Annotated in this window: 16 protein-coding genes; 13 read left to right on the plus strand and 3 right to left on the minus strand. The window is 41.6% G+C overall.

Annotation, left to right across the window (positions count from 1 at the left end):
- Window positions 1–8: 8 nt before the first annotated feature.
- The 5 genes from pstA (at window position 9) to ACHUGF_RS17080 (ending at window position 6,180) form a co-directional block, all read left to right on the plus strand.
- On the plus strand, window positions 9–1,667 hold the full coding sequence (pstA, locus tag ACHUGF_RS17060; protein ID WP_394133019.1) for a phosphate ABC transporter permease PstA: 1,659 nt from the start codon (window positions 9–11) through the stop codon (window positions 1,665–1,667).
- 27 nt (window positions 1,668–1,694) lie between these two features.
- Window positions 1,695–2,513 (plus strand): phosphate ABC transporter ATP-binding protein PstB, encoded by an 819-nt coding sequence (gene pstB / locus ACHUGF_RS17065; protein WP_394133021.1) that lies wholly within the window; start codon window positions 1,695–1,697, stop codon window positions 2,511–2,513.
- Window positions 2,514–2,578: 65 nt separating this feature from the next.
- Window positions 2,579–3,289, plus strand: a complete 711-nt coding sequence (gene phoU, locus ACHUGF_RS17070) for a phosphate signaling complex protein PhoU (RefSeq protein WP_394133023.1) — start codon at window positions 2,579–2,581, stop codon at window positions 3,287–3,289.
- Between the two features lie 487 nt (window positions 3,290–3,776).
- Window positions 3,777–5,744: a BCCT family transporter gene (locus tag ACHUGF_RS17075; protein ID WP_394133024.1), complete on the plus strand. Its 1,968-nt coding sequence runs from the start codon at window positions 3,777–3,779 to the stop codon at window positions 5,742–5,744.
- Window positions 5,745–5,823: 79 nt separating this feature from the next.
- Window positions 5,824–6,180 carry a YajD family HNH nuclease gene (locus tag ACHUGF_RS17080; RefSeq protein WP_394133026.1) on the plus strand — a complete coding sequence of 119 codons (357 nt, stop codon included), beginning with the start codon at window positions 5,824–5,826 and terminating at the stop codon, window positions 6,178–6,180.
- A 166-nt stretch (window positions 6,181–6,346) separates the two neighbouring features.
- Here ACHUGF_RS17080 and ACHUGF_RS17085 read toward each other — a convergent pair whose 3' ends face one another.
- Both ACHUGF_RS17085 and ACHUGF_RS17090 read right to left on the minus strand, forming a co-directional pair.
- On the minus strand, window positions 6,347–6,844 hold the full coding sequence (locus ACHUGF_RS17085) for a 2TM domain-containing protein (protein WP_394133028.1): 498 nt from the start codon (window positions 6,842–6,844) through the stop codon (window positions 6,347–6,349).
- A 217-nt stretch (window positions 6,845–7,061) separates the two neighbouring features.
- Window positions 7,062–7,892: a hypothetical protein gene (locus ACHUGF_RS17090; RefSeq protein ID WP_394133030.1), complete on the minus strand. Its 831-nt coding sequence runs from the start codon at window positions 7,890–7,892 to the stop codon at window positions 7,062–7,064.
- A 420-nt stretch (window positions 7,893–8,312) separates the two neighbouring features.
- Between ACHUGF_RS17090 and ACHUGF_RS17095 the strand changes: the two genes are divergently transcribed.
- Together ACHUGF_RS17095 and ACHUGF_RS17100 are read left to right on the plus strand one after the other, a co-directional pair.
- Window positions 8,313–10,013 carry a sensor histidine kinase gene (locus ACHUGF_RS17095; protein WP_394133032.1) on the plus strand — a complete coding sequence of 567 codons (1,701 nt, stop codon included), beginning with the start codon at window positions 8,313–8,315 and terminating at the stop codon, window positions 10,011–10,013.
- A gap of 61 nt (window positions 10,014–10,074) precedes the next feature.
- Window positions 10,075–11,421 (plus strand): sigma-54-dependent transcriptional regulator, encoded by a 1,347-nt coding sequence (locus ACHUGF_RS17100; protein ID WP_394133034.1) that lies wholly within the window; start codon window positions 10,075–10,077, stop codon window positions 11,419–11,421.
- Between the two features lie 63 nt (window positions 11,422–11,484).
- Here ACHUGF_RS17100 and ACHUGF_RS17105 read toward each other — a convergent pair whose 3' ends face one another.
- On the minus strand, window positions 11,485–11,718 hold the full coding sequence (locus tag ACHUGF_RS17105) for a DUF1289 domain-containing protein (RefSeq protein WP_394133035.1): 234 nt from the start codon (window positions 11,716–11,718) through the stop codon (window positions 11,485–11,487).
- Between the two features lie 294 nt (window positions 11,719–12,012).
- Between ACHUGF_RS17105 and ACHUGF_RS17110 the strand changes: the two genes are divergently transcribed.
- The 6 genes from ACHUGF_RS17110 (at window position 12,013) to oleD (ending at window position 19,850) form a co-directional block, all read left to right on the plus strand.
- Window positions 12,013–13,200 carry a chemotaxis protein gene (locus ACHUGF_RS17110; RefSeq protein WP_394133036.1) on the plus strand — a complete coding sequence of 396 codons (1,188 nt, stop codon included), beginning with the start codon at window positions 12,013–12,015 and terminating at the stop codon, window positions 13,198–13,200.
- A 90-nt stretch (window positions 13,201–13,290) separates the two neighbouring features.
- On the plus strand, window positions 13,291–14,661 hold the full coding sequence (locus ACHUGF_RS17115; protein ID WP_394133037.1) for a methyltransferase: 1,371 nt from the start codon (window positions 13,291–13,293) through the stop codon (window positions 14,659–14,661).
- Window positions 14,662–14,914: 253 nt separating this feature from the next.
- Window positions 14,915–15,964 carry a 3-oxoacyl-ACP synthase III gene (locus ACHUGF_RS17120; RefSeq protein WP_394133039.1) on the plus strand — a complete coding sequence of 350 codons (1,050 nt, stop codon included), beginning with the start codon at window positions 14,915–14,917 and terminating at the stop codon, window positions 15,962–15,964.
- Between the two features lie 68 nt (window positions 15,965–16,032).
- On the plus strand, window positions 16,033–16,911 hold the full coding sequence (locus ACHUGF_RS17125) for an alpha/beta fold hydrolase (RefSeq protein ID WP_394133041.1): 879 nt from the start codon (window positions 16,033–16,035) through the stop codon (window positions 16,909–16,911).
- A 135-nt stretch (window positions 16,912–17,046) separates the two neighbouring features.
- Window positions 17,047–18,783 carry an olefin beta-lactone synthetase gene (gene oleC, locus ACHUGF_RS17130; RefSeq protein ID WP_394133043.1) on the plus strand — a complete coding sequence of 579 codons (1,737 nt, stop codon included), beginning with the start codon at window positions 17,047–17,049 and terminating at the stop codon, window positions 18,781–18,783.
- A gap of 2 nt (window positions 18,784–18,785) precedes the next feature.
- Entirely contained in the window at window positions 18,786–19,850 is a 1,065-nt protein-coding gene (oleD, locus tag ACHUGF_RS17135; protein ID WP_394133044.1) for a 2-alkyl-3-oxoalkanoate reductase, read from the plus strand.
- Window positions 19,851–19,971 lie beyond the last annotated feature (121 nt).

Below are 19,971 nucleotides of genomic sequence, written 5' to 3' on the forward strand. Positions count from 1 at the left end.
TTTGTGCAATGGGTAAGTGGTTTAAATCAGGCTCACCTTGGATTTGGATGACAGGTGGCGCGGTCAGTTTAAGCTTGATTGCTGTATTAGGCTTATTGCTGCTGATTGCATGGCGTGGCCTTAGCTATTTCTGGCCTGCAGATATCTATCAATGGGAGATGCTAGACCAGAACGGTGAAAAGAGCACTCTGATTGGTGAAATCTATGACAGAGAAGAAGTGCCAACTGAGCGATTAATTTCAGCAGGTCACAAGTTCAATGAACATCCCGGCGAGTTTGTTACGCGCTACCTAGTAAAAACAGGTAACCGTGAGTTTGTTGGGTTAGATTTTCGTTGGATATATGAAACGAACATCGTTAGTCGCAGCGTGCCTGAAGATGTCGCCAAATTTGAGCGAACTAAAAATGGTAACTTCTATGGTTATCCCATCGCTGTTATTGAAGATGGCAAGCGCCTTAATTTAGAAGGTGAAGCGCTAGAGGTTAAATTAGGCGAGCAAATTGCACGAGCAGTTGCCATTACAGATGAAGCCTTAACATTACAGAAAAGTGATATTGGTGCTATTAACTACAGCTTAGAGCGTTTACGTTTGAAAGAACGTAAGTTTGAACTTAATGGTAACCTGACACCAGAGCGTAAATCTGAAATTGACGGTCAAGTTAAAGCGCTAAACGATGATTACCTTGTGCTAGAAAAGCAGCTGTTTGCGATGCGAGATGATGCTGCACGTGACTCGGTTATTATTCGCGATATGCGTGGTGAAGAGGTGACTTTACGCCTTGATACCGTGATTGATGTAAGCTACGTCAACCACATGTCTTTGCTTGGCAAAGTTAGCCATTGGTTTGTTGGCTTAGGTCGGTTTGTCAGTGATGACCCACGTGAAGCCAATACTGAAGGTGGTGTGTTCCCCGCTATTTTTGGTACGGTATTCATGGTGATGTTAATGGCCGTGATTGTGACGCCATTTGGTGTGATTGCAGCGATTTACTTACATGAATATGCCAAGAAAGGCCCAATTACTAAGATGATCCGCATTGCAGTGATTAACTTAGCCGGTGTACCTTCCATTGTTTACGGTGTTTTCGGCTTAGGCTTCTTTGTTTACATGTTAGGTGGTTCAATTGACCAACTGTTTTACCCTGAAGCGTTACCGTCACCCACCTTTGGCTCTCCAGGTGTTATCTGGTCTGCATTAACCTTAGCGATTTTGACATTACCGGTAGTGATTGTGTCCACCGAAGAAGGCTTGAGCCGTATCCCTAGCTCAGTCAGGCAAGGTAGTTTAGCGTTAGGCGCTACCAAAGCAGAGACACTGTGGCGAATTGTGATCCCAATGGCGAGCCCAGCAATTATGACGGGTCTTATCTTAGCGGTTGCACGTGCAGCGGGTGAGGTAGCACCATTAATGCTAGTTGGTGTGGTAAAACTTGCACCAACATTGCCAATCGATATGAACTTCCCGTTTGTACATTTAGAGCGTAAGTTTATGCACTTAGGCTTCCATATTTATGACGTAGGCTTCCAAAGCCCTAACGTTGAAGCAGCAAGACCTTTGGTATATGCCACTTCTTTCTTGCTTGTTTCGGTGATTGTCACGCTTAACTTAACTGCCATCAGCGTGCGCAACCATTTACGTGAAAAATTCCGTTCGCTAGAACACTAATTAGCGATATCCTGAGGATAAGAAAACATGATTTCAATAGATAGAACCGCAATGCAAAATGAAACCGTTGACCTGGCTAACTTGCCAGAACAGGATACCGCATTAGAGATCCGTAACTTAAACTTACGTTATGCAGACAAACAGGCGCTTTTCGATGTATCGATGAAGATCCCTAAAAAGCAGGTGACTGCATTTATTGGTCCATCGGGTTGTGGTAAGTCGACGTTACTACGTTGCATTAACCGTATGAATGACTTAGTTGATACTTGTAAGATTGATGGTGAAATTCTGCTTCATGGGCAGAATATTTATCACAAGAACGTTGATGTCGCGAGCTTGCGTCGTAATGTTGGTATGGTATTCCAGCGTCCAAATCCATTCCCAAAATCAATCTATGAGAATGTAGTTTATGGTTTGCGCCTGCAAGGTGTCAATAACCGTCGCGAACTTGATGAAGCCGCTGAACGTTCTTTACGCGGTGCAGCAATTTGGGATGAAGTGAAAGATCGTCTACACGATAATGCATTCGGTCTTTCGGGCGGTCAGCAACAGCGTCTAGTGATTGCACGTGCGATTGCGATTGAGCCAGAAGTCTTATTGCTTGATGAACCAACATCAGCTCTGGATCCAATCTCAACATTAACCATCGAAGAATTGATAACCGATCTTAAAAAACAATATACGGTTGTGATTGTTACTCATAACATGCAACAGGCTGCACGTGTGTCAGACCAAACAGCCTTCATGTATATGGGTGAGCTAATTGAATATGCTGACACCAATACTATCTTTACTACGCCTAAAAAGCGTAAAACCGAAGATTATATTACTGGTCGTTACGGGTAATCGCTCAGCACTTACTTCAGCCGTATTAAGCGGCTGAAAATTTCATAGAATTGAAGGTTAAACAAATGGAAAATAAAAGCTTAAACAAGCATATTTCAGGTCAGTTTAATGCTGAGCTAGAAGATATTCGTAATCGCGTTCTGAGCATGGGTGGCCTTGTTGAACGTCAATTAGAGCAGGCGTTAGATGCACTAGCGGGCTTAGATGCAGAACTGGCTAAGGCAGTGATCGCCGGCGACCATAAGGTCAATGGCATGGAAGTGGCCATTGATGAAGAATGCACCCGAATCATTGCTAAGCGTCAACCTGCAGCAAGTGATTTGCGGTTAATCATTACCATTTCTAAAACGATTACAGACCTTGAGCGTATTGGTGATGCCTGTGTACGTATTGCAAAAGCTGCAGTCGAGAAGCGTACCAAAAGCCAAGAGCCGTTATTAGTTAGCATTGAAAGCATGGGACGTCACGCCACTCGTACATTACATGCAACCCTTGATGCATTAGCGCGTATGGATGCTGAAAAAGCGTTAGAACTCCATAAAGAAGATGCCAAACTTGATAAAGAATATGAAGGTATCATTCGTCAGTTAATGACTTATATGATGGAAGATCCGCGTTCAATTCCAGGTGTGCTAGACGTCTTATGGGCAGCGCGAGCAGTTGAACGGGTTGGTGACCGTTGTAAGAATATCTGTGAGTACGTAATTTACTTTGTAAAAGGTAAAGATGTACGTCATACCACATATGAAGAAATGGAAAAAGACGTAATTCGTTAACCTGCTTTTGGTGTAGCGTATCGTTAAATTTTTTTTATATCAAAAAGCCACAGATTACTCTGTGGCTTTTTAGTTTTACTCGTTGTTAACTTCTTACTCTGAATCAAATAAAAAGATTAGCTTCGCGTAAGGTGGTAAGTTTCTACAGGCTGCGTCATATCTGCAATAAAGGTTCTGAAAGTAACTTGATTGACAGTGTTGAAGGTTAACTAGAACGATTACAGGTCGAGTTACTGTGTGACGGCGACTTATTTATCTGTAATTCAAGCAATTAATGATGCTGATGATTTGTTGGTTTTGTTACGTTTTTACTGTTGAGTTGTCATTGTTGATAACTTATGGCTGATTAAGTCATGTTATTTGGTATTTATCGCATCGCAATGATGGCTGATGTGCTAGTATTTTCTGTTCTGATTTAAATCGATAACGAAAAATTTCTTTAATAATCAGCTCATATTCTAAATGCATCTCCAACCTAGGAGTAATGATGTTCCGTAGGGCACGTATTAACCCGCCTGTATTTTTCTCTTCTGTCACACTGATTGTATTAATGGTACTTGTTTGTGCTATTTGGCCAGATCAATCTGGCAATATCTTTAAATCTGTTCAATCCTGGTTTGAGGAAACGGCAGGTTGGTTCTATATTCTTAGTGTCGCCATCTTTATGATTTTTATCATGTTTGTGATGGTTAGCCGTTTCGGTGATATTAAATTAGGCCCTGATCATTCTGTACCTGATTACAGCTATAAAAGCTGGATAGCCATGCTGTTTTCAGCGGGTATGGGTATTGGTTTGATGTTTTTTGGTGTGGCAGAACCTGTCATGCACTATCTTGCGCCACCAGACACAACACCTGAAACAATAGCAGCGGCCAAAGAAGCCATGAAAATTACCTTTTTCCATTGGGGTATTCATGCTTGGGCTATCTATGCTGTAGTGGCACTGAGTCTGGCGTATTTTAGTTACCGTCATAAATTGCCTTTGTTGCCTCGTTCAGCATTGTACCCATTAATTGGCGATAGAATTTATGGGCCAATTGGTCATGCTGTAGATACCTTTGCGGTATTAGGCACCATGTTTGGTGTTGCGACCTCGCTTGGCTTTGGTGTGTTCCAGGTTAACGCTGGATTAAGTTACATGTTTGAAGGCATTCCTAATAATGTCACTGTGCAGGTTACCCTGATTGCGGTTATTTCATCCATTGCGACTATTTCTGTATTTTCTGGGTTAGATAAGGGCGTAAAACGATTAAGTGAATTTAACTTATTCTTTGCCATTTTGTTGATGTTGCTGGTGCTTTTACTTGGTCCAACTGTTGTGCTGTTGCAAGCATTTGTACAAAACACCGGTGGTTACCTGAGTGATATTGTGGGCAAAACATTTAACTTATATGCCTACGAACAAAAAGAAGATTGGATTGGTGGTTGGACACTCTTGTATTGGGGCTGGTGGGTTTCATGGTCGCCATTCGTTGGTACCTTTATTGCTCGCGTATCGCGCGGTAGAACCATCCGTGAATTCTTAGTTGGTGTATTGTTTGTACCTGCAGGGATAACCTTCTTATGGATGACCGTGTTCGGTAACTCAGCCATTGACGCCATAATGAATCATGGTGCTGATTACCTTTCGCAAGCGGTGTCTACCGATGTGTCTGTGGCCTTGTTCAAGTTTTTTGAACACTTACCTATGACTAATGTGCTGTCAATTATTGCACTATGTTTAGTGGTGACATTCTTTGTGACCTCTTCTGACTCTGGCTCGTTAGTGATAGATAATCTCACCTCGGGTGGCGATCCAAAATCTCCTGTATGGCAGCGTGTATTTTGGGCGGTACTGCAAGGTGCTGTCGCCGCGGTGTTACTATTAGCGGGTGGTTTACAAGCGTTGCAGACAGCTGCTATTGCCAGTGCTTTGCCATTCTTAATTGTCATGTTACTGATGTGTTTTGGCTTATTCAGAGCATTACAAGATGACTGGTTAAAGCTAAACAATGTGCAATCACACAATACCAGCGTGCAATTTGCTAAAACCAACATGAGTTGGAAAGATAGAATTGATGTATTAGTGTCAATGCCAAGTCATGATGAAGCACAAGACTTTTTAGACAAAGTGGCTAAGCCTGCACTTGAGCAAGTAAGACAAAGTTTTGCTGAAAAGCGTGTTCCGGCAAGCATTAATACCATTGATGAACGTATCCGTTTAGTCATTGGTAATGATGAGACGTTACCGTTTGTGTATGGTTTGCGGATCCGTGAATTTTCTATGACGGGAACTGACGTTGAAGTGTTTGATTCTGAACAGTATTTCCGAGTCGAAGTGTTCTTAGAGCACGGCGGTCAAGAATACGATGTGATGGGGTATACCGAAGAGCAAATTATTGCAGATATTGTCAATCAATATGAGCGTTATTTGCACTATGTCCACTTAACTAACTCAGAATTGGTCACAGATTAGCAGTGTTATCACCCCAAGTATTCACAGTGAACGAACTTGGGGTTATATTGCATCATCAATGCTGAAGTTAGGAACTGATATGTCCACTGGTCAAAGTAAATTAGATAAAGTGCTCGCTGAAGCACGGGAATATAAATCCAATCGCGAGAAAGGTTATCGTGAACAGGCGTTAAAGCTATATCCATGGATTTGTGGACGCTGCACTCGTGAGTTTACCCATAAGAACCTCAGTGAACTGACTGTGCACCATGTGGACCATAATCATGATAATAACCCGTCTGATGGCAGTAACTGGGAATTATTATGCTTGTATTGCCATGATAATGAGCATTCTAAATATGAAGATTTGATCCGTTATGGCAGTACCACAGAGACCAAACAAGAAGCGGCAACTTATAACCCATTTGCTGATTTAAAAAGCATGATGAAAAAGTAATCTATAGGTTTGACCATCAATATAAAAGCCAGCTTCTTGCTGGCTTTTTTGTTTTCAGTCACTAAACCATCTACTTCAATAGGTGGATTCTTTACATACGATTAGCTGCTCACAGAATTATGGCTTACTCACCTAATTGATGATGGTTGCAGAAATATCATTCTTATTAGAGCTTTCGGCCAAGTCGTTTTTCTACTTGTTTTCTTTCCCAATTAGCATCATGAAAACTAAACAGTTCAAATACTAAAGCGCCGTGAATGACAATGCCAATCCCCCAGCCAATTAATGCCCACCACGCCCAGTAATACTGAGGTGAAATCATGTAATTCAAAATAAATATAAATGGAATAAAAATGGCAAAGGCTGTCAGTGAACCATAAAAACCTTTTAGGTCTTTGACATACTCTATTGCCTGCTGTTCTTCGATAGTTAAATTTTTGCTGTCTAGGTGTTTTTGTTGCTCGCGAATATCATCTGTCATGTCATTTGCCTCAGTAAAGGTCGAAAGTTCAACTTCAAATACAGCAGAAAGAGCATTGGATGATTCTAAACTCGGCTTTTGCCCACGCTCAAGGCGTTGAATTGTGCGAATACTTAACCCGCTTAGTTGCGCCAATTGCTCCTGTGACCAACCTCGTTGTAATCTGAGTTTTCGAATAATCATGAATCAATTCCTTTTGTTGCTGTGAGCCCAATCATGCAAATAAAACGGTAATAAAAACACGACTTGAACCTGACATACATATGACACTACTTCTAAAACAATAACTTAATGAAAGATAAATGATGTGATAGTTAGCAATATGATTTTAGCATGATGAACACGAAGGGTAAAAAGGCTGCATAATGCAGCCTTTTTAGGAGCAGAAATCTCAAGTGGCTTAGTCAGTTTCGAGTAATTTACGTAGCTTTTGTTTCTGCTCGTCTGATAAATCATGGTGTTCAATCAGGCGCTCAATTTGCTCACTGGCGTTGTCGCCATCATGGTGGATTATCATCACTTTATGTTCGCCTTCACCGAGTAACTGTGTATCAACTTCTAACCCTTGGGTTTCAATTTCAACAATTTGCTCAACGATGGCTTCAAGACCATCTGCCAATTGGTGGATTTCTACATCCACTTCTGCAGACTCAGCATCAAACATTACCTGATAATCTTCACCAAGCTTTGCCATCTCTTTGGCTAATGTTTCCATTTCTAATTGTTTATCAGCCATATCTTCAGATTTAATCGCGAATACACGCACTTTCTTTTCTATGTCAGCTTGCTTTGAGGCTAATTTTTCGTGCAGTTCTGCCAGCTTTTGTTGATCTTCTGCTGACAGTTTTTGTTTTTTAATAATAGCCATTTTGTGTTTGCCATCGAGCGAAGTAAGGGCTGCAATGACAGACTGCTGTACTTTCTCTGGTAAAACTGCCAGTGTTTCTTGTAGCGCTTGGTTATCCTTAAGTTCATCTTGAGTGAAATTAAATTCATGCTCATCACCATCAACACTCACTTTGGCCTGTGTGATGTCATTACTGTCTTGTTGAATTTGCATCGCTACTGAATAGCTTTGGCTGGCAGTTTGTTCTGCTTTCTCAATGTCGACGGTAGCAGCGTGCGATGTTAATGGCGCTATCAACAACATGCTGCTGACAGCCATTGCCAGCATTTGTTGGTTAAACTTGTGAAAAAGAGCTGTATGAGCCATTACGTTTACTGATTTCATTGGTTCACGTCCTATTGGTTATTTCAAAAGTCAGCATGGGCTTTCCCTGCTAAGTGATGTCACTGTATGACTAAAGTTAGTTGGCTACAGTTAATTAAGTGTTGCCAGTAGCGTGCCAATCCTACTTAATTACGTATTTTCAGTTAGTTAAGCGGGAACTACTTGAGCTGACTATTGAATCATCATCATAAAACTTCCTTATTTAAGACATCAATTTCCTCATATGAGGAAATGTCATTAAGTCGATGACAGTGAAATGGACAAGTTTAGCCAATTGGATTTAGCTTATATGTTTGATTTTATGTATTTTTCTAGGGTTATTGGTTTTTAATGATAGATGCTCTAACTTGGTATAAATATTGATAGATAGTTGTAGGCTCAGTTTATGCAGCTTCAACAACATCATTTTATGGAGAAACTATGTCAATCCGCTTTTACTTGTTCATGTTATTCGGTCTGTTGATCACGGCATTAGGATTAAGCCAGCTCTTGTTAATGAACTATGTAAAAACTGAGTTGCAAGCACAGTTGCAGCAGAGTTCTAAAACGTTATCTCAAGATGTAATAAGACTTGCGTTTGAACAACTGTCAGACGCTGGTCAACAATTTATTACTGTTGATGTGCAAAACCATGATGTTCAAAAGCTTGGTGTACAAAATGATGATGTACATCAGCATGATGAGCCAGAAAGCGTTCAACGAGTGCGTGAGCAGGTTGAGCATGAGTTGCAATCTGTTGAGCAAGCATTTGATGATATAGAACTTGATATTATTTTTATGGATCAGGAGGAACTAGCTGCAGAGGATGCTGAGCGAGCGAGATTGCAAGCAAAAATTGAAGCACTTTCTGAGCAATATGTTCGACTATCCACGCAATCGGACCGAAAATTTGACGAAGTTCAAAGGCAACAAGATTTAGTACAATTAAATCAACAGATTAATGAATATATTTCGCAACTTGTCGAGCAACAAACACAGCAGAAATCACAGCAGTTGCAACAGCAACAACAAGCATTGGTAACCAAGCAAGTATTAATACAAAAAGACGCTGTTGCGGCATATGAAGCCAGAGTAAAACAATTAGTAGATAACTTAGATATTGATACTGATAACTGGCTAAATGAAGGTCAAGTAGTGATAAAACATTTTGATGATGGCACTGTGATTAACTCTCGCCAATTTAACGTGCCAAGCAACGAGTCTAAGCATACCCTTGAAAAGTTTAGCGAGTCATTAATATGGATGGTGATCATTTCATGTCTGCTAACCTTATGCATTGCATTTTGGCTTACGACAAGATTTACTCGGCCATTGAGTGCTTTGCATCAAGGGCATACGGCACTTGGTAAGGGGGAGTTTGGCGTGACGGTGCCTGAACAAGGTGTCAAAGAGCTGCAGCAGATCATGCAAGGGTTTAACCGTATGAGCAAACAGCTTATGCACTGGAATGAAAAAGAACAATCCATGGCGGCGCAGCAGCACCTTGCTGACTTAGGTCAAATGGCTAAAAGTATTGCTCATAGTCTACGTAATCCATTGCATACTATTGGTTTATTAGCTGATCAGGCTAGCATCCAAGATGATCAGCAACAACGTCTTCGCCTCTATGACAAAATTCGGCAAAAGATGATGGTAATGGATAAAAACATTCAAGCATTACTTGCGCTCGGCAACACTGATATTGATAGGCAGCAAAGCATCAACATTGACACCGTTGTGCAAGATATTTTACTGGAAATGAAAATGAGCCCTAAAGTGGCCGCTATTCAAGTCGTGCAACTACTTGATATGCCGATTAAGGGCAGTGAAACGGAAATTCGAACCATCTTACATTCTGTCATCACCAACGCTGTTGAAGCATCAACCGAGCATCAAACGATTGAAGTTACTACATCTGAATCCGATGAGTCATATCATGTTACTGTGACAGATAGCGGCGTAGGCATAGAAAACACTATCAAAGATAAGCTCTTTGAAGCCCATATAAGTAGTAAAGCCGAAGGCTCTGGAATGGGGCTCTATTTAGCGAAAAAAATAATCACCAGCCACTACCAAGGTGATATTGCTGTGACTGATAACCCACAAGGCGGCACTATTGTTGAGTTGAGCTTTAAAAAATAGCTTCATGCTGGCTAGACCAATCCGCTTAACTAAGAAATTAAACAATTAAGTGAAAAATGAAATGGAAAAATTACGGATTTTAGTTGTAGAAGATGATCATGAACAAAGGGGGTTGATTGTTCAAATTTTGTCTTCTGAATCATTTGTCATCGATAGTGCTGATTGTGTAGAAGCCGCAATTGTCCGCATTAAACAATCACCACCGGATATTGTGTTTTCTGATTGGAAACTAGGTCAGTTAACAGGCATGGATTTATTGAATTATGTGCAAAGAGAGTATCCAGATACTGGGTTTATCATCGCCACGGCCTACGGCACCATTAGTCATGCTGTGGATGCGATGCAACTGGGAGCCGATGACTATTTAACTAAGCCTTATCAGCGACAGGCGTTAATGTTATCGATAAATAAGGTTGCTCAAGCATTAAGCTTAAAGCGCCAGAATAAACGGTTAACCGATGAGTTATCAGAGCAAAAAGCGTTAGTTGGTCTAGTTGGAAAAGCCCCTTGTATGCAACAGGTTTATGACCGCTTAACCCGTATTGGCTCAACCGATGTGACCGTATTAATTGGCGGGGAAAGCGGCACAGGTAAAGAATTAGCGGCAAGGGCATTACATCAACTATCGCCAAGGCAACATCAAGCCTTCATTGCTATCAATTGCGGCGCAATACCGGAATCACTCGCGGAAGCAGAATTATTTGGCGCTGAAAAGGGCGCGTTTACTGGTGCCAATACCGATAAAGTAGGCAAAATCGAAGCGTCTAACCAAGGTACCTTGTTTCTGGATGAAATTGGTGAGCTGCCCTTATTGCAACAGAGTAAATTATTACGATTCTTACAAGAAGGCACAATTAACCGTTTAGGTAGCCACAAAGATATTCAACTTGATGTACGAGTCATCGCAGCAACCCATAAAGATTTAGCCGAAGAAGTTGCCCAAGGGCGTTTTAGAGAAGATTTGTATTATCGTCTTAATGTTGTACCTATCAATATGCCTGCTTTAAGAGAGCGTCAGGAAGATATAGGCCAATTGATTGAGCATTTCACCCGTTTACACAGTAAAAACTATCAATTACCTGCGCCGACATTATCGACACAAGCCAAAAAGCGGATGTTGGATTATGCATGGCCGGGCAATGTGCGCGAGTTAGCTAATCGAATTGAACGCTTTGTACTATTGGGTGATGAGCAAGAATTGTGTGAAGGGTTACAACCAATGGCCTCTTCAAATGCAGACTTTATGTTTAACTTACCCGAACAAGGTATTCAATGGGAAAGCATAGAGAAGAGCTGTTTAATGCAGGCCTTGTCAAAATTCAATGGTAATAAAACCAAAGCAGCGCAATTCCTTGGCCTCAGCTACAAGGCATTTTTGTATCGGCTTGAAAAATACCAAGTTCAGTAAAAGTCACATAGCATAACAGCAGTAAGTGAATGAGTGATTTGGCTTTTACAGTTTATCGCTGCATTAATCGCACTGCTTTAACCTTGCCTCTGTCTCTAGCCATTTATCACGGCTAAGCCCTTGGCTATTTTGTTCACCCGCAAATTGCTGCTTACGTTGCGCTAGTCGTTGCCAAATTTGTTGTTTTTGTGCATCCGTTGCTTGTGACCACGTGACAATTTCATCAATATGACGGAAACACCCCATACAGTAGTCATCATCATTCAAACCACATCGTGCGACACAAGGTGACTGCATTTACACTCCTTTCTTTTTAGTTTTTTGACACACACAACCACAAGCCGCATCGGTTACATAAACCTCAACAATTTATTTCTTTCTCGTATACAGCCATTTTTTAAGGTGTAATTTACGAACAAAAGATATGATATAAGTCATACATATCAAATGGTTAACGTTATTGTGTAAGTGTTTTTATTTTGCTTTTAATTTGTATTAATGGCGAATCACTTGTCAAAAATAAGTGTCAAATTGCTTATGGTGAGTTGCCAGTTTGTTATTAATGTTTTGCTTTGTTAAGAGGGTAGCATTATGGCTGTAGTCATAAACAGGTTATTACAGCGTTCAACGTCATTTTTTCTCACGATTGTTTTTATGGTGACCAGTTTAACGGGTTGTTCATTATTAGAAGTCACTTTTGAAAATAACGCTGAGCCATTGAGTAAAGAACAGTTGAATATGCGCATATTTAGCCGTGAATTCAGTTACCGCTTCTATAATGATGTGGAGCGGATTGCTGATGAAATTGCTGCCAATACGGACGACCCGCAAATCATTGCAAATACTCTATTATGGAAAATTCATTCACAGCAGAGTTTACAGCAAGCAATATTTCAGGCTTCACCTGTGGCAGCGATGATTGACACTTGGGTGTTCACCGAGCAAATGCATCAGTTTTTTGAAACTGGAGCGGGGCAAAACGTATTTGCCGAGCAGCAAACTGCCGCAATTGAAGTGTCTAAACAGTTATCAATTTACTTTACCGCAACGGCTAAACGGTTTTCACGTAATGGTGACTATGAGCGGGATGTCGCTTTTGTTGAGCAATTTGCAGCTCATCATCCTTTAGCCAATTTAAGCTTCTACAGAACACCATCATTTCAAGAATGGTTAGTTTATACAGGCCTCTCAGAGACTGAAGTTATTACCACTTTTGGTACTATGCCTGAAGTCTTGAGCGATATTTCAGATAGAATGGCCATGACGACTGAGCAAATGCCCAAAACTCTGGGCTGGAAAGCAGAGTTGTACAGCCTTCAAGCTTCTATTGGCCCACAAGAAATTCAGCAAGCATTGCAAAACCTTGCAACGACCAGCAAACAGTTTCAGCAGCTCATGCAGCAGTCACCTGAGTTGATTCAGCAGCTAACAGTTGAGTTGCGTCATGAATTGATGCCACTGGTTAATGAGATGAGCCTGATTGCAGACGACAAATTGCTGCAGTTATCTAAAGAACGCGAGGCGTTATCTTTATTGATCATGAGTGAGCGTCAGCATATTTCACAATTAATCAGTGATGAACGAGATGCAGCAATGTTGCAATTAGATCAAATGACCCAAAATACGGTCAACTTGGTGTTTGATAAGGTGCTTGAAACCATCAAAAGTGTGATTGTGTATTTCATCTTATTCTTGGTCATGATATTTTTCGCGCCTCTGTTAATGGGCGTCTGGTTGGGTAAACGCATGGCGACTAAAGTAGCGGCTAAAGCGACTTAGTCATACACTCATTAACAGTTAACCAATAGGTGCGGCAAGTATTGTTGCACCTTTTTTGATTTTGCGTCTAAATGGGAACAATACAAGGTAATGAATAGCAGGCCGAGTGTGGATTTACATCAACAAATGACGCAATTATCAGCGTGTTTAGCTGCATATCGGGCCCTATGGCAAGTAAAAGCATTTGATTGTGATGAATTGCCTTGGCAGGCACAGTTTCCTATGCTGGCAGATAGTGTGTGGCAAGTTGCAGACAGTGAGATAGATGCACTCGATGCTGATCAATCTTTACTGGTTGAGCGTTTTTTACCTGTGATAGCTCAAGACATGCAGCTCAGTGATCTTGAGTCGCAACAATTACAAAGCCTATTAACTGATGTCATCGATAACAGCGTTCAAGTACAAGCAGGTGTTAATGATAAGCAACTGCCAGAAGCGATTAAAAGCCACTTCTCAGCACATATCAAAGGCCGAAAATGGCAACAAATAGAACGGTTTTCTAACTACATTACCCCGCAAACACCCATACTGGAGTGGTGTGCAGGTAAAGGGCACTTAGGCCGCTATCTAGCAAAGCTTCATGATACGCCGGTACACAGTGTTGAATGGCAGCAAGCATTATGTGATGAAGGACAAGCCTTTGCGCAGCGATGGCAACTACCGCAACAATTCCAATGTGCTGATGTGTTCAACATTGCCAATAAAGATCATCAAGCGACTAGTGCTGGAGGTGAAGCTGCAATTACTGTGGCTATTTCAACTCCTGTCACTACTTCAAAAGCAATTGCTACTTCAACCCCTAAAACTATCGCTTCGCCATTACGACAAGAGCAATACGCAGTCGCGCTGCATGCTTGTGGTGATTTACATGTCAAATTACTCAACCTAGCCACGCAAGCCCAAACTCAATCTATTGCGATATCACCTTGTTGTTATCACTTGATACAGACACCTCAGTATCAAGCTTTATCAAGTGTTGCTAAACAAGCTTCTTTCAGCTTATCCCGTCATGATTTACAACTACCTTTGCAACAAAGCGTGATAGCCAGTGATAGTCAAAAACAATTACGCTTGAAAGAGATTGCTTGGCGATTAGGTTTTGATTGTTTACAAAGACAGCAGCGTAATATTAATGAGTACTTGCCGATTCCGAGTATTAAACGCAGTCAATTAAGTGGACAGTTCGCCAACTTTTGTCAATGGGCAGCGAATGCCAAACAGCTGACGTTAACTGAAGATATTGACTTTGATTATTATCTTAAGCTTGGGACTGAACGCCAAAGACTGACGCAGCGGATTGACTTGATTGCGCACCTATTTAGACGTGCGTTAGAAAAATGGTTAGTTATCGATAGAGCCTGTTACTTAGTTGAAAATAATTATCAGGTTGAAGTGTTTGAATTCTGTGTAAGCAGTATTACACCAAGAAATTGTCTGATTAGGGCACATAAAGCCAATTAGTGCTTCAGTTTGTTTTAATTTTGTTATTAAACCATTGTTTCAGTTATTCTATTTGAGTTTATTATGAATAAATCAATGATATAACTTTGTGAGAAAACCCTTGTTCAAAGAAAAAATATGCTAAATAAAGCCAGCTTTATGCGGTTTTTGATTGAATATTGGGGCTAATCTTGTTCAAATGGCGGGTTATTGAAATACCTCATTATAGGGTTGCTGCTTTAGTGACCAACAGCTAAGCGAAAAATACGATTTAATGAAATACTCCCGCGTCTTTATTAATAGTCTGGCTTACGAGCTAGCACCTCAAGTTGTGTCGAGCACAGATCTAGAAAATCGTCTTGCTCCATTGTATCAAAAGTTTCGTATTCCTATGGGGCAGTTGACTGCTTTAACAGGGATTAAGGAACGTCGCTGGTGGCCAAAAGGGCATCGTTTATCTGATGGTGCGATTGCTGCTGCAAATAAAGCGGTGAAAGAAACTGGCATTGATGTTAGCGAACTGGGTGCCGTGGTTTACACCGGGGTATGTCGCGATCAACATGAACCAGCTACCGCATGTCGTATTGCTGCTGAATTAGGTGTATCGAAAGACACAGCCATCTATGACATCAGTAATGCATGCTTAGGTGTGTTATCTGGCATTTTAGATATTGCTAACCGTATTGAACTTGGCCAAATAAAAGCCGGTATGGTGGTGTCTTGTGAATCTGCGCGCGATATTGTCGATGCAACGATTGATCACATGCTTGCCGAACCGACAATGCAAAACTTTGCCCAATCACTGGCAACATTGACTGGTGGTTCTGGTGCAATTGCGGTGATTTTAACGGATGGTAGTTTACCGTTAACGACAGATAGACAGCATCAGCTATTAGGCGCGAGTCATTTATCTGCTCCTGAACATCATCAGCTTTGCCAATGGGGTCTGCAAGAAGCGGGTCACATGCTTTACCGTGAATTTATGCGTACAGATGCTGTTACCTTATTAAAAGAAGGCGTTGAGCTGGCTAAGCATACTTGGGAGCACTTCTTGTCACAACGTGACTGGGTTGTTGAGCAAGTAGACAAAGTGATTTGCCATCAGGTGGGTGCATCTAACCGTAGGCAGGTACTGAATGCATTGAGTATTCCTCACGAAAAAGAATACCCAACCTATGAATCACTGGGCAATATGGGCACCGTTTCTTTGCCAGTGACAGCGGCTATCGCTCATGATAATGGTTTTATCCGTCGTGGCGATCAGGTAAGTTTTTTAGGCATAGGCAGTGGTTTGAACTGCATGATGCTAGGTATTAAGTGGTAATTGAGTGATAACAACATCACTGTAAACCCTTACCCGACACGATAATCATTATAAGAATTAGGTACATCATGTTAGAAAACTTAATGCCTTTTAAACAAAACTTTTTAGATCTGAATGGCAATAAACTGCATTACCTGAATGAAGGTGAGGGCGAGCCAGTGGTCATGGTGCATGGCAATCCAAGCTGGAGCTACTATTACCGTAATCTTGTGAGCGCATTAGCTGAAAATCATCAATGTATTGTGCCTGACCATATGGGCTGCGGCTTGTCAGATAAGCCAGATGATACCCAATATGACTATACGTTAGAGCAGCGTATTGATGATCTAGAAGCGTTACTGGACAGTCTTGAAGTAAAGCAAAATATCACGCTAGTTGTGCACGACTGGGGTGGGATGATTGGTACGGGTTACGCTGCACGTCATCCAGATCGCATTAAACGTCTCGTGTATTTGAATACTGCCGCGTTTCACCTACCTGAATCAAAGCCGTTTCCTTGGGCGCTATGGGTTTGTCGTGAAACCTTAATAGGTACCGCTTTAGTTCGTGGCTTTAATGCGTTTTCATCTGCTGCATCTTATGTTGGTGTGAAACGTAAGCCAATGGATAAAGCTGTGCGCCAAGCTTATGTTGCGCCATTTAATAATTGGAAAAATCGCATTTCGACTTTGCGTTTTGTTCAAGATATCCCGTTGAAACCGACGGATAGAAATTATCAGTTAGTGACAGATATTGGTGACAGCCTTAAGCATTTCCAGCAAACACCCACGTTGATTTGTTTTGGTCTACAAGATTTTGTCTTTGATGCACACTTCCTTGCGGAGTGGAAACAACGCATGCCATATGCAGAGTTTCATGAGTTTGACGATTGCGGGCATTACATCCTAGAAGATGCCAGCCAAGAAGTGATAGGCTTAATCACAGACTTTATTGCAAAGCACCCTTAATAAAAGGGACTGCAACTAACAAAGGCTCTTAGGAGCCTTTTTATTTGTTTTTTATACGCGTACCTTTTTAAACAAAACAGTTACCTAATAATCGTTACTCATAACTCGTTATCCATAAATTGTGAAATATTGCCAATGACTCAACAACATAGTGCTCAAACATCTGTTGCAGATGCCAATATCTGCCGTCATTTAGCGCATGCGGCTAAAGAGACGCCAACCGCTTTGGCTGTTGCTGTGCAGCAAGCTAGGGCGCATGGTTTTGATTATCAAGAGCTGGATTTTGCAACTTTGAACCAGCAATCAGATGTGATTGCACATGGGCTGGAAAAATTTGGGATCACTAAGGGCATGAAAGCCGTATTAATGGTCACGCCAAGTATCGAATTTTTCTCGCTGACCTTTGCGTTATTTAAAGCCGGAGTTATTCCTATTTTAGTCGACCCTGGAATGGGGATCCGTAACCTGAAACAATGTTTCGCAGAGTCTAAGCCAGATGCATTTATTGGTATCCCAAAAGCGCATTTAGCACGCAGAATATTAGGATGGGGCAAGGGCAGTGTCACCAAAGTCATTAATGTTGGCGGTAATGGCGTACAACGTTGGTTATCAGGTGCAATCAGTTTAGAGTCAATTGTAGCTTTGGGGCAAAGCGATGCGGCTTATCCAATGGTGTATCTAGATGCTGATGATATGGCTGCTATTTTATTTACCAGTGGCAGTACCGGCACACCAAAAGGTGTGGTGTATAGTCACAGCATGTTTGAGGGGCAAATAGCAGCACTTAAACATGATTACGGCATTAGCCCAGGTGAGCGAGACTTAGCTACGTTCCCATTATTTTCTTTGTTTGGACCTGCACTAGGTATGGCATCAATCGTACCGGATATGGACGCCAGCAAGCCGATTACAGCCAAGCCTGAGAATTTATTTGCCGCAATTGAGCAATATCAATGCAGCAATATGTTTGTGAATCCAGCATTACTAGAGCGTTTAGGACAAGCGGGTTTTAACAGTGATAGCCAACGTCAGCATAAGTTACCTTGCATAAAGCGGGTTATTTCAGCAGGTGCACCAGCCACTATTGCGTCAATCGAGTTATTCAGTCATATGCTTAATCAGGGCGTAGAAGTGCTTAATTCCTATGGCGCTACAGAGTCTTTGCCGATCAGCATGATTGGCAGCCAAGCGTTAATGGCAACAACTGACAAAACAGATAATGGTGCTGGCATTTGTGTAGGCAAGCCTATTAATGGCGTCGAAGTTGCTATCATTGCCATTGATGAGCAACCTATTGGTCAATGGCATGATGATTTATCACTGGCAACAGGTGAAATAGGTGAGATTGTGGTGAAAAGCCCAATGGCGAGTCAGGCTTATTATCATCGCGATTCCGCCACTAAGGTCGCTAAGATAAAAGATGCGGAGAGTGTTCGTCATCGTATGGGCGATGTGGGCTACCTTGATGAACAAGGGCTGTTGTGGATGTGCGGCCGTAAAGCGCACTTAGTTGATGGTCAAGTTGATGACAGCAGTGATTCCAGTAGCGATGGAAAAACTAAACGCTTTTTCTCTATTCCTTGTGAGCGTGTATTTAATACCCATCCTCAGGTAAAACGTTCTGCACTTGTTGGGGTAAATGTTAACGGTAAAACTGTGCCATTAGTGTGTATTGAGCTGAATAAACAATCAGCTTGTTCTGAAGCCAATGTGTTATATCAAGCATTAACGGATATCGCGCAACGTCATCAGCATACTCAGGGAATTTCTCGATTCCTTATTCACCCTGATTTTCCCGTTGATGTGCGTCACAATGCCAAAATTTTTCGTGAAAAACTGGCTGTATGGGCCCAAAAACAGTGGAAAGAATAACCATGAGTCAATTACAACTTAATCAGCTTCATGAGCAAGAGCAGCTTGCCCTGCAACAGTTATCTCAAAAAGTCTCAAAAGTATTAGTGACCGGAGCAGGCGGCTTTCTTGGTAAAGCTATTTGCTTACGTTTGTTAGCCGCAGGCATTGAAGTAGTTGGCTTAGCACGTGGTCAATATCCTCAGTTAAACCAAGTCGGAGTGGATATGCGTCAAGGTGACATCAGCCAACTTGATGATGTCGTTTCTGCAATGCAAGGTTGTGATGCCGTGTTTCATGTCGCATCAAAAGCAGGGGTATGGGGCAGTAAACAAAGTTATTTTTCACCTAATGTTGATGGCGCAGCTAATATCATATCTGCATGTCGGCAGCTGAATGTAGGCTACCTCGTTTATACCAGCACTCCCAGTGTGACCTTCGCAGGTGAAGACGAAAATGGCATTGATGAATCTGCACCTTACGCAGCTAATTACCTTAATCACTATGGCGAATCTAAGGCGATTGCTGAGAAAAAGATGTTAGCGGCCAATAGCGATAAATTAAAAGTGACTGCATTGCGCCCGCATTTAATTTGGGGGCCAGAAGATCCCCATTTAGTACCAAGAGTTATCGAGCGAGCTCAAGCTGGCAGACTTAAGCTAGTCGGTAAACAAGATAAACTGGTCGACACTATTTATGTCGATAATGCTGCTTATGCACATATTCTGGCTGCTTTGGAATTAACTGTTGCGGGTAAATGTGCCGGTAATGCGTATTTTTTAAGTAATGATCAACCCATTACTATGGCTAAGATGCTGAATCTTATTTTGGCTTGTAAACAGCTTGCGCCAGTGACTAAACGTGTCCCTGCAGCGGTTGCCTATGCTGCTGGTGCAACATTGGAGCGAGTTTATGGTTGGCTTGGAAAGCAGCAAGAACCAATCATGACGCGCTTTGTAGCTAAGCAATTATCCACCAGTCATTATTTTGATATTTCAGCAGCTAAACGCGACTTTGGTTATCAAGCTTTGGTATCCATTGATGAGGGGATGCAAAGGCTCGAGCAGTATTTAAATCAACCAGCTTGATAGGTAGACTGTGTTGCCACAAAGCATCGACTGTGACAGTCGATGCTTTTTTATTTTCAGCCCTAAACCACCTACTTCAGTAGGTGGTTATCATCAATTAGGGTTTGCCTGTATCTTTGTT

Source organism: Shewanella maritima (genome assembly GCF_043643735.1).
GTDB lineage: Bacteria > Pseudomonadota > Gammaproteobacteria > Enterobacterales > Shewanellaceae > Shewanella > Shewanella maritima_A.